Here is a 17,031-nt window from a genome sequence, read left to right as displayed (position 1 = left end):
TTCTTTAGGACTATTTAATAAAGTGAATGTATAATGGAATGATTGCAAATAAAGCAGGAACTAAATAAGCAAATAAATAGCCAATGCCTTTGATCAAACAGTTATACTTTGGATTATTTATCCCTAAAGATTGGAATGCGCTTGCAAAACCATGAGATAAATGGAATCCAAGAACAATCATTGCGATTACATATAAAATTGTGCTGATCAATCCTGTAGAAGGATCTTTGAAAAACTCAATTGTGATTTTATGTAAATCTTTGTAACCATCTGCAAGTTTTAAATCTGTCCCTTTTTGGTAGAACGAAGTTCCTTTAATTTCTAACTGTCCCATTTCAACCGCTCTAACATCAATTGGTTGTTCTTGAACTGTCTTGTAAATAAATACAGGCTCTTCTTGACCTTCAATATTAACTTCTATCGTTTGTAATGGCATAGCCGAAAAGTGCATTTTCGCCCAGAAATTTACCATGTGTGTTACGATAAAAACTAACAATAAAGTTCCTAATACCGCCATATTACGAGAAGCCCATTTGCTGTTTGCTCCAGCATTGTTTTTCGCGTATCCGATCGGACGAGCTTTTTTGTTTTGAATTGTTAGAACTATACCATCAATCGCGTGGAAAAGGATTGATATATACGTTAAATAAGATAATACTTTTACAGCTGGATTAGTTGTCATGAATAAGGCATACTCATTGAATTTTGACGCATCCCCAAAAATCAACTGAAGATTCCCTACCAAGTGACCAACTAAAAACAAGCATAAAAATAACCCTGTAAGAGACATCCAATATTTCTTTGCAATGGATGACTTTAAAAGTGCAGATTTTGCCATAATGTAATTTTAATTGTTTTTCTTGAAAAAATCTCTCAAAAATACACCTAATTAACGTTATCCGCAATGCGTGAGCGTTTATTTATATTGAGTATAAACAATAATTTTCACGTTATTTTACTTAAAAAAAAAGTATTCCTAAACTAGATTTAAGACCAAATAGTCAATTATTCCACAAGATTCTAAAACGATTTTAAAATATTCGCATCTATAACAAGAATAAAGTCCGCCAATCCTTGATTGAGTTTTTCGAAATGATCGACATTCTCTGCCTCTACCATAGTAATCGTAGCTACTTTAAGCTGTGGAGCGTAGTTTTTCAAATACCAAAAAATACCCTCATACTTATTGCTATGATAAGAACCGTTGTAATGAACAAAGAGCTTTCCTTCTTCAACATTGCGTTGAATAAAATGTGCCATCGTAGCATCTTTAATTGCCTGTGCTTTCGGCAAATTTTCATTGACATGTTCTGCTTCAAACATTGTTAACATCTCCTTATAACCTGGCAATTCCGGATCATATGGAAAAGGTAACGGAGCTATCCATGCTTTTTCTTCAATCTTCAACGTATCTAATGCTTCCATGCCTCCCTTAAATAGCATACTCGCATAACGACGTGGCACATTGGTAGCAACAAACGGCAACTGATTCGATTTGGCATACTCCACCAAGGGACGGTAATCTCCTTTATAGTTATTCCACAAACGCACTTCTTTAGCAAATTCTTCTTCATTAATCTTTGAAGTCACATAGTTTGTCAATCCTTGCTGATTATCGGATTCAAACATCTCTGCTCCTAAAACTAAAGCGTGTTGCTGACCTAAGCTTTCCGTAACTTTTAATTGTAACCAATGTCCCAATGAATTGTTGTGGTATTCTCCAAATAAAACAACTTCTGATTTACCGAGTTGTTTAATCATTTCTTTATACGTAACCTTTTTTCCTTTTGCATTGTAAATCTGATACGGCTGCCCATTTCCAGCAAACGTTGTACTCAAAAACAAAGTAAGCAATAGGGTATAAAAATATTTCATGTCTAATGTGTTTTTATCAGCCTCAAAGATAATTTTATTTCAGTAATTTAGAATAAATAAAAATTAAAAAACCATCGCTAAACAGCGGATTTATACCGCAGAAAGTTTGTTTTTCACCTCGCATCCTGTACTTTTGCCCCTCAACAAAACACAAATAATGATTCAAAAATCGCTGATATATAAAAACATCCAAGTCAACTACTATGACAGCGGCAAAGGAAACGCATTGATCTTTTTACATGGCTTCTTAGAAAATGCCAAAATGTGGACGGATTACGTTGCACATTTTTCTTCTAAACACCGCGTCATTAGTATTGATCTGTTGGGACATGGTCAGACGGATTGTTTAGGTTATATCCACACCATGGAAGATATGGCAGATATGGTACTTGCGGTAGTATCTCATCTCAAACTAAAAAAAGTAACACTGATCGGTCATTCTATGGGTGGTTATGTTTCACTTGCATTTGCAGAACTATATCCCGATTTAGTAAAAAACATAATCTTAGTCAATTCAACAGCACGTGCGGACAGTTTGGAACGCAAACAAAATAGAGATAGAGCAATTGAATTAATTAAGAAAAATGCGGCCTTGTTTATCAACATGGCTATTAACAATCTCTTTGCAGACCACCTCAGACCTGTGCTTCAGCCGGAGATAGACCACAGCAGAGAAGAAGCATTAAAAACTCCGACGCAAGGAGTCATAGCTGCACTAGAAGGAATGAAAACCCGCATTGATAGAGAAGTGCTCTTACACTTTGCTCCTTATAGCATTTCTTTCATTCTCGGCAAGGACGATCCTGTTATGCCTTATGAAGAAACGCTAGAACAAGCAACAGGCACTAATGCTTCAGTATTCACTCTAGAAGGAGGACATATGCTACATATAGAACAAAAAGAAGCGTTGAAACAACTCCTTACTGAACTGATAAAAAACTAATTTTACAAAACATAAAAGCGAGAACTAATGTTCTCGCTTTTATTATATAGTTTCTACAAAAGCTATCTCTGGATCTAAAATAACTAAAATAAGCTGAACTAATTCTTCTCTAAATGCCTGTAGTACAGCTGGTGTAATATCGTGATCCACTGTTCTTCCCTCTCGAACGCCAAAAAACAAAAAACCTTCTCTTCTGTTTTTAAAGGAATAAATCCCCGCTTCAAGCGTCTCGATATCATGCTGTTCGGCATACATCAATGCATAACACAACAATTGTATAATTTTATCGTTTTTCAACTGTGTTGTCAATCCATCCCAGTGCGATAATTTTACCTGATTAGATTCTACCTTTCCCGTCTTGTAATCGATAACCCGAATTTTTCCATTTCGACATTCGATGCGATCTACAAAACCAAACAATTTAATTGGATAAGGCAAACGACTATCAATCAATTCATGTTCTAATCTTGTTTCTAAAGCCAACAACTCTACCTGATCTCCTTGCTCTAATCCTTTTAGCTCTTCTCTTAAAAAGTGATAAACATTGCGTTTAGCTACCTCAAAGGCCAGCAAGTTTTTTCCCATCTTCTCTTTATCGCTGTTGTAAATCTCTTCAAACTGCGTCTGCACTTCTTGATCCGCTTCTTTCTGGATCGCCTTGATCATTGCAACATCTAATACTTTCCCAACATAGGGTTGGTACAAATTTTCTAAAGCATTGTGTATAATTGTCCCTAGGGTATTTAAAGCCACACTTTCCTCTACCTCCTCTACTTCGCGAATACGCAAAACCTGTTGAACATAGAACTGTAAGGGATTACGCAAATACGCAGTCAAGGCAGAAGGAGAAAACCCTTTAACTGTCGCTATGGTCTTTAACTTGGAGATTAACTCCTCAGACTTCTCAATAGCAATAGGCTCATATGCTTTGTCAGGTAAATAGGCAGAATAGGTAACATTACGCAACTGATGTTTGGGTTGAGTTTCCATTTCTAATTGAGCTAAAAAACGACTTTTCTCTCCTGCATCTATTCCTTCCGCTTGTGAATTGTAGATCAAATACACTTGTTTTGCCCTCAACAACAAGTGGTAGAAGTGGAAGCTGTAAATCGCATCCTTTTCTTTATAAGTTGGTAAGCCCAATTCTCTTTTTACATCATATGGGATAAAGGAATTTTGGCTTTTTCCAGAGGGAAACTTACCTTCATTAACTGAGGTAAGAATAACCGTTTCAAAATCCAACACCCTACTTTCTAAAATACCCATAATCTGCAAGCCCTCTAAAGGATCTCCTTCAAAAGAAACCTCACTCATATCCATGATTTGCTTATACAACACGTGCAACAATTCAATAGAGTGAATAAATGGATATTTCTCGCAATAGGACAACAAGCGGTTTAACAGATTATATGTCGTAAACAAAAACGTTTTCATTAACCGATTTTGCTGACTATCTACGGCTAGTTTATTCTTAACTCGAATAACCAAGGCTATTAATCGCTTTAAAATCTCTGCTGGTTCCTCGTCTTTCCAAGCCGTAAAAACCAATTTCTTAGCTTCAGTATCACTCGACTTCACCCATGAATCGAAGCGATCGAAAGAGAAAAATGTAAGGTTTTTTTTCTGAATTTCAGTAACCACCTCATCTACCTCAAACAACCCTTCCATCACAGGACTAGTCAATACTTCTAAAACATCTCTATAATAAAACACATATTGCTTTCCTCCTCGGCGAACAGCCGCTAAATGCATCTTAAAAATTTTGTTCAAAAACAATTGTACAGGACTGCTGTTTCCACTATACCCCATTGTTATGTTCAAGCTACTCACGGAGTCAGGAAGACCGTATAAAACTGGTTGTAGTAGATTTTCATCGCCCAATACCACGGCAATTTGATCCAATGCTTGCCCTTCAGCCAAAGCTTGATCGATTACAGCACCAACAATTTTCGCTTGTCCAACACTTTTTGGGGTTTGAATAATTTCAATCTTTTTTTCCTCCGAAAAACGAGTAGAAATCCATTCAAATGGATGTTGTTGATAATAGGGCCAATTTTGTTTAATTCGCCTCAAAAACAAGCCAGCATCGTGATAAGGATCTAGAAGAAATACCTCATCAATATCCCAAAAAACACGCGCTCGTTTTTCCACTAAAAAGTGCTGAATAATCACTTCTTCCGCTGCATTTAACGCATTAAATCCTGCAAAATAATACTGCTTGGGATTGATCTTTAAAAACGCCTGGTGTTGAGCAACAGCCTCGCGATAGATCATCCCTTGATAGCCTATTTTTTTCTCTTTTAAATACGCGTAAAGCGCATTATAATAGATTGGTATCTGTTCCCAAAAATGCAAATAATTTTTGATCAAATCCGTGTGTTGATCAACATTTACTGCCCAGTGGTTGATATCTTCAATATCTTTTAAATAACTAAAGACATGCTGAGGATTCAACAGATAACGATCAACTTCATTAAAATCTTGCAGCAACATCCTTGCCCAATTAACAAAGTAATCAAAGTCTTCTGCTTTATCTCCTACTAGGTCTTTATAAACGTGGTAAAACTCAAACAAGAGTTCGATAGCATCAATCCCCCGAAGTTGGGCGATATCCTGAACTAGCTCTTCAACACTTATAATACTAGGTGCAAAGACACTGCGATCATAAAACTGTTTCAATTGTTCTAGCAAAAAGACCTTGGCTCTTTTATTGGGTAATACGACAACCAAATCATCCATAGAAGAAGGAAAATCCTTCTTTATTTCTTCACTTAACTGATGTAAAAAACGCTGTTGACTCATGTGACTAAAGGTAATAAAAAAAGGGCTTCGAATACTCGAAGCCCTTTTCTATCTTGTGAATATTTCGTTCAATTATTTTTGTAATTGAATTTCAACACGTCTGTTTAACTCACGTCCTTTAACAGTTTTGTTAGAAGCGATTGGGTTTTCAGAACCATAACCTTTAGAAGTTAATCTGTTCGCGTCAACACCTTTCTCGATTAAATAAACTTTAACTGCATTTGCTCTGTTGTCAGATAATGGAACGTTTACTTTGTCAGAACCTGTACTGTCAGTATATCCAGCAATGTGGAATTTAGCAGTTGGGAATTCTTTCATAATTTTCACGATGTTATCTAACACAGTGTAAGAAGCGTCTTGGAATGTAAACTTACCAGTGTGGAATAAGATTGTTTTTCCGTAGTCGTTAAGTTGTTTAACTTGTTCTTCTTTAATTTCAGGACATCCTTTGTTTGAAGCAGGACCAGGAACATCTGGACAGTTGTCTAAATGATCAGGCACTCCGTCTCCATCTCTATCTGGCCAAGGACAACCTTTGTTTTCTTTTGGACCAGGAACTTCTGGACATTCGTCTTTATGATCTGGCACACCATCTCCGTCTGTATCAGGACATCCGTTGAATTCAGCTAAACCAGGAACATCTGGACACTCATCTAAATGATCTGGAATACCATCTCCGTCTGTATCAGGACATCCGTTGAATTCAGCTAAACCAGGAACATCTGGACACTCATCTAAATGATCTGGAATACCATCTCCGTCTGTATCAGGACATCCGTTGAATTCTGGTAAACCTGGTACATCTGGACATTCGTCGTATTTGTCTAAGATTCCATCACCGTCAGTGTCTTTTCCACCAAATTGGAAACGTACACCCACGAAGTGTTGCATGTGTGATGCAACGTCAACATCTGGAGTTCTTGTATCGTCGAATGAATGTTTGTACGTAGATTGGAATGTCAATGCGATGTTTTTAGTAAACCAAAAGTTTAACCCTAAACCTCCATTAACAGTTCCTGTACTTGCATCACCCATAAAAGTGTATCCTCCACCCACTAACACGAATGGATCAACAACTTTTGAGTTTAAAATTTCTTTGAAGCTATACTTAACTTCTGCATCAATTCCGTAGTAAGATAAATCCCCAGGGTTGTACTTGAAGTATCCTTCAGACTCTTCAGAAATGAATTTATCAATTTTATTCACTGATCCTACAACACCTAATGAAAATCCATCACCTAAGTATCTTGATACATTTAAGTAAGAAATTGAAGGTAAAATATTCCAATCTGCTGTTTGGAAATAACCTCCCATTTTGTGTGAAAACCCTTTAGCTGAACTAACTTTAGTGTTTACAGCATTCGCACCAATAGTTACAGCCCACGGATGGTCAGCATCTTGCGCTTGAGTCGAAAGACCCGCACATAGAATTGCCGCTGCAATTAATTTGTTGAGATGTTTCATAACTTTATTTTTCTATTTATTGTAATGTTAAAACAAAAATACAATTATATGTGTAGTTAACAAATTTTATTCTTAACAATTATTGTGAATTACTAAAAAAAGTTAATTATTAAATGACTTTTAATTCCTTACCCACTTCAATAAACGCTTGAATAGCATGATCCAAATGCGCTTGTGTATGCGCTGCAGACAACTGCACGCGAATTCTCGCTTTTCCTTGAGGCACAACAGGATAGAAGAATCCAATCACGTAAACCCCCTTGGTTAATAAGCGATCTGCCATCTCTTGTGACAACTTCGCATCATACAACATCACAGGTACAATTGCCGAGTCTCCATCAACGATATCAAACCCTGCTTTTTTCATTCCTTCTTTGAAATAATTGGTATTCCACTCTAGTTGATCGCGTAATTTAGTGTCTTTTTTCAACAATTCGAACACTTTCAACGAAGCACCAACAATCATTGGAGCTAATGAGTTGGAGAACAAGTAAGGACGTGAACGTTGTCTTAACAACTCAATAATCTCTTTTTTACCTGTTGTATATCCTCCCATAGCACCTCCTAAAGCTTTTCCTAATGTACCTGTAATAATATCTACACGTCCCATTACGTTTTTCGCTTCCATCGTTCCTTTTCCTGTTGCTCCGATAAATCCAGCTGCATGACACTCGTCTACCATCACCAAAGCATCATATTTATCAGCTAAGTCACAAATTTTGTCTAATGGTGCAACTAATCCGTCCATAGAAAATACTCCGTCTGTAACGATAATCTTGAAACGGTGTCCTGCCTCATTAGCTTTTATCAGCTGTTGTTCTAAATCAGCCATATCATTATTTTCATAACGGTAACGAGCAGCTTTACACAAACGAACACCATCAATAATAGAGGCGTGATTTAAACTGTCTGAAATAATTGCATCTTCAGCACCTAATAAAGGTTCAAAAACTCCTCCATTCGCATCAAAAGCTGCTGCGTACAAAATAGTGTCTTCTGTACCGTAAAAATCTGCAATTGTAGCTTCTAATTGCTTGTGAATATCCTGTGTCCCACAAATGAAACGCACAGACGACATTCCAAAACCATGAGTATCCAAAGCGTCTTTTGCCGCTTGTATCACTTCTGGATGTGAGGATAATCCTAAATAGTTATTCGCACAAAAATTCAATACTTTTTCTCCTGTAGAAACTGTAATCTCTGCTCCTTGTGGCGAAGTAATAATTCTCTCTTTTTTAAATAAACCATTGTCTTCAATCGACTTCAACTCTTGTTGTAAATGGTCTTTAATTTTTCCGTACATACTTACTCTTTTTAAGCGTTAACTATACTCTTTTACAAATGTATTATATTTAAATCATCCACTCCCATGTATAAAATAACTTTTTTAACCACTTCATATCCCATGGCTACAAGTGAATCTTCATATTTTGCTAATTGTTTGACATATTTATCCTCTGGCTTCCCCGTTTTATAATCTAGCAAATACGCTTTTTGACCTTTGATAACCACGCGATCGGGAATTAGATTGTGCTGCGTTTTACCAATAATCATACGCTCATTGTATACGACACCATCCGTAAAGAAATCTCGCAAATCTGGGTGAGAAATAATTTGTTGTATCGCTCCCTTAAAGTTATCCTTCTCGCTCTCCACAATCAACCCTTCTTCTAATGCCCGTTCTATCGCTGCATCTACATCGGAATACGTTTGAATAAATGACATAATCTTATGGGTAATATTTCCATAGGCAATAGCTTCTCCTACTTGTGTATCCCACATCAATGCCTCCCGTTCTGCTATTTTAATCGCGTTAAAATCAAAAAGCTGCTCCACACTTCGGATCAACTTGTTCTGATCTACAGTAGATTCACTAGCTATTGACAAACGCTGAGGACTACCAAACTCATACACTTGTTGATCGTCCTGATAAATTCCTTGTTGACGTAAATAGTGAATAAAAAAACGGGACATATTATTTTTATATTCTCCATCTGTTTTCAGATCTCTTGTTGTAATGATATGCAACTGTTCTTCTGCTCTAGTCAAAGCAACATAGAGCACATTGATATTGTCTAGCAATTCTTCCTGTTCTTTCTGTGCATACAGTTCTTCTGCAAGCGCTCCATACTCTTTCACTTCTTTCTTTCCATCTACCAAAGCCTTAGGCAATTCAATTCCCACATCTAGCTCATCAAACTCTACCCATAATTTATCGCGATTCGAACGATCATAATCTTCTTCCGCAAAGGGAAAAATAACCACAGGAAACTCTAATCCTTTAGATTTGTGAATGGTCATCAGCTGAACGGCATTTTTACCTTCTGGCGTTGGAATACTAAACTTGTGGTTGTTGTCTTCCCAATACAAAATGAAATCACCTATCCCATATTGATTTTTTATCGTGCGCTCTAAAACGATATCCATAAAGTACAAGACGTATGAACTTGTCGCTTGTGTGGGAAAGAAAGCTCGAACAATAATTTCAACTGCTTCGTACAGCGATTTTTTTCTGCATTGGTCAAATGAAATGCAAATATCTTTTGTTGCTAACCACTGCTCTAATGCCGCATCTGACGTATAACTCAATCCCTCTTCAATAAAATCATGTACAGCTTCCTGTTTACGTTTATTGGCGATATAGTACAACAGCAGTGTTTTCGATTCTTTGTCTTCCTTATTTCGAATATAGCGCAACACATCCATAATCAGCCGAACTTCTGTTGCGTGACTAATCAAGAGTGAATCCGAAGACAAAATGGGTATTTCTTGTTCCGTTAAATAATTAGCTAACGCGATTCCATGGGCGCGTTTACGCGTTAAAACCACCATATCGCTATAGGAAAATCCCTGCGCCAAACCTGTTTCAATTACGTTTAGCGTCGCTTCGAGATACACTCGCTCCTTGTCAACTTCATTTTCTTTATCCAATAAACTTTCATCCAAAAATTGCAAATTAACATATCCTCCTTCTTTGCTGTTTATTTCTTGGTGACTTTGGTTTTCGTAAATATGCTTGTAATCTTCCTGTGTAAAAAAGCTTGAAATCCCTTTAAAAAAGCTATTGTTGAAGTGAATTACCTCAGCATAGCTTCTGTAGTTTTTACCTAAGACTACAACTTCTTTATCTGGATTAGAAAAGGGATTATCCGTTTTACTCAGTGCGATAAACTGTTCTGCTTTTCCTCCGCGCCAACGATAAATAGATTGTTTGGGATCTCCTACCAACATTAAAGTTCCTTTCACACCAAAATCTTCTCCCGCCAGTGCATTGTCAATCAATGGTACAAGGTTATCCCACTGCATAACAGAAGTATCTTGAAACTCGTCAATAAAGAAATGACGGTATCGTTCTCCTAATCGCTCATAGATAAAAGGAGCAGGTTGATGCTGAATTTCATTATGGATAATTGCATTAAACTGGCTAATAGATAGCATATTTTTTTCTTCTTGAATATGTTGCATTTCAATGCCTAAAATATTCAAGAGAGATAGCGGTGTAATATTTTTTAAAAACGCTTGATAAAACAAGCGCTTGGCAAATAGTTGATAAATAGTTGCTAATTGTTGCAAAACCTCTGGTAAAAGTGCCTCAATCGTATCGCGATCTTTGGCGGCTTTGAGTATAGCTACTTCGTCAAATTCAACGTATTTGCGTTGAGTACTCTTATCTGTATCGTTAATAATAGCCAAGAGGTGATTGGGAAACGTTCCTCGAGAGAAGGATTTCATATCCACCCCTTTACCAATCAACAAATCCCAAATTGCTTTCCCTTTTTCTTGCGTTTCTTTGGTTAGCTCTTCTATTTTTTTGCGCAAATAATCACGGGTAGACACAAAATCACGCAGCGATTTCTGATCAAAAAGAGCAATTTCATCGCGATTGTTTTCATTGAGCAACAAAGCGCCCATTTCTTTCAATTCGCGAGTAATATCCCAACTCTTATCGTTATCGGCTTTATCAATAGAGAAATCAATTAATACTTTCGTTAACTCTTCATCGGTACCTGCTTTAGCAATTACAGAATCAACGGCTTCTTGCAGTAATTCATCCGAATCCAGAGATACTTCAAAACTCATGGGCAGATTCAAATCAAAGGCAAAAGAGCGAATCACTTTATGCGTAAACTTGTCAATCGTCGAAATATCAAAGGAGGCATAATTGTGAATAATATGCTTCATAATACGCGCCGATTTCTCCTTCACTACATGCTCTTTCAACCCCGTTTCTTGCACAATTTGCTCTAGCATCGGTTGAAACTTCTTTTCGGTCTCTTTTTGCGCAAAAGCATATAGGCAAGACAAAATTCGATTTTTCATCTCAGCCACTGCTTTATTGGTAAAGGTAATCGCCAAAATTTTTCGATACGCATCATCTGATCGATCGGCTAGTACGATTTTCAAATATTCTTTTACTAATGTATGTGTTTTTCCTGAACCCGCAGAAGCGTTATATACTGAAAATGAAGCTCTTTCCGCTTTAATCATCGAATTATCCCTTAACGTTTATTAACCCTTAAGATTTTTTATATTCCATAGAAAATCCCTAAATTTGAATAAAAATAACACTAATCTTTAAATAATACGAATTATGGCTTTCGAATTACCACAATTACCTTATGCGTATGACGCATTAGAACCACATATTGACGCACGTACAATGGAAATCCACCATACGAAACACCACAATGCTTATACTACTAACTTAAATGCAGCTATTGCTGGTACTGCGTTAGAAGGAAAAACAATCGAGGAGATTTTAGCAAACCTTGATATGGCTAATGGTGCAGTTCGCAACAACGGTGGAGGTTTCTATAACCACAACTTATTCTGGACTGTAATGAGCCCGAATGGTGGTGGAGAACCTACAGGAGAATTAGCAGATGCTATCGCTAAAGATTTTGGTTCATTTGCAAACTTCAAAGAAGCTTTCGCAAAAGCAGGTGCTACTCAATTTGGTTCAGGTTGGGCATGGTTATGCGTTAAAAATGGTAAATTAGAAGTATGTGGTACACCAAACCAAGACAACCCGCTTATGCCAGGTGTTGCTTGTGGTGGAACTCCAATCTTAGGAATGGACGTTTGGGAACATGCTTACTACTTAAACTACCAAAACAGACGCCCTGACTATATTTCTGCTTTCTTCAGCGTAATCAACTGGGCTGAAGTTGCGAAGAGATATGCAGCAGCAAAATAAGACATAAAGAGTTCGCTCTTTAGATATCAAAAGGGAAGTATCGCGGATACTTCCCTTTTTTTAGTTGAAAACTTCACAAAATCAATAGATTTTCTTCTAATCTTCTACGTCTTTTTACATCCTATCTACTTTATTTTTTTGTATTTTCCCCTATCTATTATCTATTTCTAATACCAACTGTTACATGCAACTCGATTACGAACCAGAAAGCCTTAGACATAAGTCCAAACGAAACTATATCATCATCGGATTAAACGTATTGATGCTATTTGCTTTGATTCACTTTTTACCCTATGAACCGCAAGTAAACAAAGGGCTCGCTCTATTGGCTTTTGTTGCTGTTTTATGGTTAACCGAAGCGCTACACGTAACAACCACCGCAGTTTTTGTTCCTGTACTCGCCATCGGATTGGGTCTAACGGATGTTCAACCAGCACTTGTCTCTTTTGCAGACCCGAATATCTTTCTTTTTTTAGGTGGTTTTGTTTTGGCTGGAGCGTTACATGTACAAAAACTAGACTTAATCATCGCTAGTAAGATTATGTACTTGGCAAAAGGTCGGTTATCGCATGCTATTTTTTACTTGTTTCTCGCTACAGCTGTATTGTCTATGTGGATCAGCAATACGGCAACTGTAGCCATGATGCTCCCGCTGGTAACGGGTATATTAAGTCAATTGGATAAAACCAAACACCGCAACACCTATGTTTTTGCTCTATTGGGTATCGCTTATAGTGCGAGTATTGGCGGAATGGGAACCATTGTAGGGAGCCCTCCCAATGCGATCGTCGCTTCTCAACTCAACCTATCTTTTGCGGAATGGCTCAAAATGGGATTCCCAATGGTAATTATCCTCCTTCCTTTAATGATTGTAGTGATTTACTTTGTCTTTAAACCTAAACTCAACCTGAAGTTTGAACACCAAATGGAATCCATTCCCATGAATACGGATCGCTGGATTACCCTAGGGATTTTCTTATTAACGGCCATTTGCTGGATTTTGAGCAATCAAATCAATCCGCTATTTGCAGCTTTAGTTGGTTTTGAAGGCTCTTTTAAAAACTTTGATACCTTCATTGCTTTAGGTGCATTTATTCTCATTTGTGTAAGTCAGGTTTCTCGATGGAAAGAACTACAACACAATGTCGATTGGGGTGTTTTACTTTTGTTTGGTGGGGGATTAACGCTGAGTATGGTACTCAGAGACTCGGGAGCAAGTAAGGTTATGGCGGATGTGTTAGTTTCTATTATTCACGGTAGCTCTTTCTTTATCATTAGCTTAATTGTTGCTTTTTTTATTGTCTTTTTGACAGAATTCACCTCCAACACAGCTAGTGCAGCGTTGTTGGTTCCCATTTTCTTTTCGATTTCACAGGAATTAGGCATGCATCCCCTCGGACTATCGATGATTATCGGACTCGGTGCTTCTTGTGCGTTTATGCTTCCTGTAGCCACTCCTCCCAATGCCATCGTATTCGGTACAGGTGATATTCAACAAAAGGAAATGATGAAAGCGGGGTTTATCCTGAATATTTTCTGTGCGGTTATTATCGCAACTGTCGCTTACTTTTTTTGGTTGGGGTAATAAAAAAAGCACCGATCTCTCGGTGCTTCTATATAATGCTTAATTTCTATTAATACGGTTTCTCATCTCTACCTTCGTAGTAGTTGATGAAAGCGCGGTTAACTACGCGGTTTCCTCCTTTAGTAGGGTAGTCACCCGTGAAGTACCAATCCCCTAAGTTTTTCGGACAAGCTTTGTGTAAGTTGTCGATCGATTGGAAGACGATTTTGATTTCCGATTTGATCCCCTCTTCTGTTACCATTTGAGCAATTTTTGCTGAAATCTCCTCATCCGTAAAAGGTGCATAAATCTCTTTTACGTGGTTGATTACTTCGTCATCTTTCAAGCCTACTTGTGCTTTTGACTTTTGGTATACTTCTTCCACAATATGATACATATTGCGCTCTTTCAGCATCTCGATTACCGCTTGGAAAGCAATTAACCCTTCTAATTTGGCCATATCGATTCCGTAGCAATCTGGGTAACGCACTTGAGGTGCTGCAGAAACAACCACAATGCGCTTTGGATTCAAGCGATCCAACATGCGGATGATGCTTTTCTTCAAGGTTGTTCCACGTACGATACTGTCGTCGATAATCACCAAGTTATCCGTTGGTTTAATCACGCCATACGTTACGTCATATACGTGAGCAACTAAATCATCGCGACTGCTGTCGTCTGTGATAAACGTACGCAATTTCGCATCTTTAATTGCAATCTTCTCTGTACGCAATTTTACTGACAGGATTTCCTGTAGTTTCGCTTCAGACAATGCCTCTTTATTTTTCAAGATATCCGAAATCTTACGCTGATTCAAGAAATCTTGAGCCCCTTCAATCATTCCAAAGAAAGACGTTTCTGATGTATTGGGAATATAAGAAAATACCGAATTATCCGTATCGTTGTTAATCACGTCTAACACTTGAGGAAAGATTAACTTTCCTAAGTCTTTGCGTTCTTGGTAAATATCGGCGTCATTTCCTCTTGAGAAATACACGCGTTCGAATGAACAAGCTTTTAATGGAAGTGGTTCTAAGATTTGCTCAAAGTGTACACTTGCATCTTTCTTTACAATAATTGCTTGCCCTGGTGTTAGTTCTTTAATATCTTCAAAAGGCACATTCAACGCCGTTTGAATTACTGGACGCTCACTTGCTACTACGACAATTTCATCATTTTCATAGTAGAATGCTGGGCGAATTCCCGCTGGATCTCTAAACACAAAAGCATCTCCATGTCCTAACATTCCTGCCATAGTAAATCCACCGTCCCAGTTTTTAGAAGCTCTTCTCAAGATACGAGCAATATCTAAACGCTCGCCAATAATTGGTGAAGCCGTCTTTTTAGAAAATCCTTCTTGTTTTATTTTGTAGTATAAATCGTCGATTTCATCGTCCAAGAAATGACCGATTTTCTCCATTACCGTAATGGTATCTGACATTTCTTTAGGGTGTTGGCCCAAGCGCACTAAATCGTCGAATAATTCTCTAACATTCGTTAAGTTGAAGTTTCCAGCAACGATTAAATTGCGGTGCATCCAATTGTTTTGACGCAAAAAAGGATGAACACTCTCGATGCTATTCTTTCCAAAGGTTCCATAACGCACATGCCCTAAAAACACTTCACCCAAATACGGGATGTGTTTTTTCTGTAGATCAGCACTATCTGCATATTCAGGATGCTCTTCCATTTCAGCATTAATGCGCCCATTGATTTGAGCAAAAATATCTTGAATTGGTTGTGCTTTATTAGAACGCACACGACTAATATAGCGTTCACCTGGCTCCATATCAAGTTTAATACTTGCCAAACCAGCTCCATCTTGTCCTCTATTATGTTGCTTTTCTAATAGCAAGTACATTTTTTGAATGGGGTAAAATGCACTCCCATATTTTTCTTTATAATAGGATAGAGGCTTTTTTAGTCGTAAAAAAGCAATTCCACATTCGTGTTGTAGTGCGTCACTCATAGTTCGTTGTGTTGTGTGTTATCATTAAAAAAAGCCCCACGACGAGGCTTAGTATGTTGCATGTTTATGTGAGTTCAATGTCGAACTGTGTTAACATTTTAAATTGCATTAATCTTTTTTTCATTTCGGTTTCCTCTAGCTGCTCCATTCGCTGTGTTCCAAACTCTTCTACACAGAAGGAGGCTAAGTTAGAGCCAAAAATAATGGCGTTTTTCATACATTGAAAGGATACATTTCCTCTTTCTGTTAAATACCCGGCAAATCCCCCTGCAAAAGTATCACCTGCTCCGGTTGGATCAAATACTTCTTTTAGTGGTAATGCTGGTGCAAAGAAGACATCTTTACCTGAAAACAACAAGGCCCCATGTTCTCCTTTTTTAATTACAACGTATTGAGGTCCCATTTCGTGAATTACTTCAGCTGCCTTTACTAGAGAATACTCTCCAGATAATTGACGAGCCTCTTCATCGTTAATGGTAATCACATCTACGTGTTTCAATACCGATTTTAGCTCCTCTAATGCACAATTCATCCAAAAATTCATTGTATCAAGTACCACTAATTTTGGCTTTTGTTCCAATTGATTTAATACCGATTGCTGAATCGCTGGATGTAAATTCCCCAACATCACCACATCTGCGTTTTTAAAATCAGCAGGAACCACAGGATTGAAATTCTCTAATACATTTAATTGTGTATCTAAGGTATCTCTCGCGTTCAAATCGTTGTGGTATCTACCACTCCAAAAGAAGGTTTTACCGCCTGGAACAACTTCAATACCTGTTGTATTGATATTTTTACTTTCTAGTAATTCAATATATTCTTTCGGAAAGTCATCCCCTACTACAGAAACTATCGCTGATTCAACTTCAAAATGAGAAGCAGACAGTCCTATATATGTAGCAGCACCTCCTAATACTTTGTCCGTTTTCCCGAATGGTGTTTCTATGGTGTCAAACGCCACTGTTCCGACGATCAATAACTTGTTCATATTTTTGGAAAAGAAATAAGGTGCAAATATATAGCATTCCTTTTTTTCGAACAAAAATTAATCTCTTTTATTCGAAAATTAACTTATAGTCAAAGAGTTACCTCAAATCAACAACCCATTTTATTCAATAAATCAACAAAAACTACCTTTCGTCTTTGTGTTTTAAAAAAAGATCTCTTCCTTTTTTTAAACAAAAGTTAAAATACATTCAAAAAAAGGGAGATGC

At 37.4% G+C, this 17,031-nt stretch carries 11 protein-coding genes; 3 read left to right on the top strand and 8 right to left on the bottom strand.

The features are described 5' to 3' along the window. Positions 1–10: 10 nt before the first annotated feature. Complete coding sequence (locus tag H4K33_RS09965) at positions 11–838, bottom strand: succinate dehydrogenase cytochrome b subunit (RefSeq protein WP_182648463.1); 828 nt, start codon at positions 836–838, stop codon at positions 11–13. A gap of 182 nt (positions 839–1,020) precedes the next feature. Then, positions 1,021–1,875: a ChaN family lipoprotein gene (locus H4K33_RS09960; RefSeq protein ID WP_182648461.1), complete on the bottom strand. Its 855-nt coding sequence runs from the start codon at positions 1,873–1,875 to the stop codon at positions 1,021–1,023. A gap of 157 nt (positions 1,876–2,032) precedes the next feature. Here H4K33_RS09960 and H4K33_RS09955 point away from each other — a divergent pair, with 157 nt between their 5' ends. Beyond that, on the top strand, positions 2,033–2,818 hold the full coding sequence (locus H4K33_RS09955) for an alpha/beta fold hydrolase (RefSeq protein WP_182648459.1): 786 nt from the start codon (positions 2,033–2,035) through the stop codon (positions 2,816–2,818). A gap of 42 nt (positions 2,819–2,860) precedes the next feature. Here H4K33_RS09955 and H4K33_RS09950 read toward each other — a convergent pair whose 3' ends face one another. The 4 genes from H4K33_RS09950 to H4K33_RS09935 form a co-directional block, all read right to left on the bottom strand. Then, positions 2,861–5,620 (bottom strand): PD-(D/E)XK nuclease family protein, encoded by a 2,760-nt coding sequence (locus H4K33_RS09950; protein ID WP_182648457.1) that lies wholly within the window; start codon positions 5,618–5,620, stop codon positions 2,861–2,863. Positions 5,621–5,692: 72 nt separating this feature from the next. Continuing rightward, positions 5,693–7,084, bottom strand: coding sequence for a thrombospondin type 3 repeat-containing protein (locus tag H4K33_RS09945; RefSeq protein WP_182648455.1), 1,392 nt, complete (start codon positions 7,082–7,084; stop codon positions 5,693–5,695). 109 nt (positions 7,085–7,193) lie between these two features. Continuing rightward, complete coding sequence (kbl, locus tag H4K33_RS09940; RefSeq protein WP_182648453.1) at positions 7,194–8,387, bottom strand: glycine C-acetyltransferase; 1,194 nt, start codon at positions 8,385–8,387, stop codon at positions 7,194–7,196. Between the two features lie 32 nt (positions 8,388–8,419). Further along, a complete protein-coding gene (locus H4K33_RS09935) occupies positions 8,420–11,572 on the bottom strand; it encodes an exodeoxyribonuclease V subunit beta (protein ID WP_182648451.1) in 3,153 nt (1,050 codons plus the stop codon). Positions 11,573–11,675: 103 nt separating this feature from the next. On the opposite strand from H4K33_RS09935, the gene H4K33_RS09930 reads away from it, so the two are divergent. Next, positions 11,676–12,281, top strand: coding sequence for a superoxide dismutase (locus H4K33_RS09930; RefSeq protein WP_182648449.1), 606 nt, complete (start codon positions 11,676–11,678; stop codon positions 12,279–12,281). A gap of 184 nt (positions 12,282–12,465) precedes the next feature. Further along, complete coding sequence (locus H4K33_RS09925; RefSeq protein WP_182648447.1) at positions 12,466–13,866, top strand: DASS family sodium-coupled anion symporter; 1,401 nt, start codon at positions 12,466–12,468, stop codon at positions 13,864–13,866. 49 nt (positions 13,867–13,915) lie between these two features. Here H4K33_RS09925 and H4K33_RS09920 read toward each other — a convergent pair whose 3' ends face one another. Next, complete coding sequence (locus tag H4K33_RS09920; RefSeq protein ID WP_182648445.1) at positions 13,916–15,814, bottom strand: amidophosphoribosyltransferase; 1,899 nt, start codon at positions 15,812–15,814, stop codon at positions 13,916–13,918. Between the two features lie 64 nt (positions 15,815–15,878). Then, positions 15,879–16,805, bottom strand: a complete 927-nt coding sequence (locus H4K33_RS09915; protein ID WP_182648443.1) for a PfkB family carbohydrate kinase — start codon at positions 16,803–16,805, stop codon at positions 15,879–15,881. Between the last annotated feature and the right edge of the window lie 226 nt (positions 16,806–17,031).

It is taken from the genome of Myroides sp. WP-1 (assembly GCF_014145635.1).
GTDB lineage: Bacteria > Bacteroidota > Bacteroidia > Flavobacteriales > Flavobacteriaceae > Flavobacterium.
Note: the sequence above shows the minus strand (reverse complement) of the source record. Positions and strands in the feature narration are given on the sequence as shown.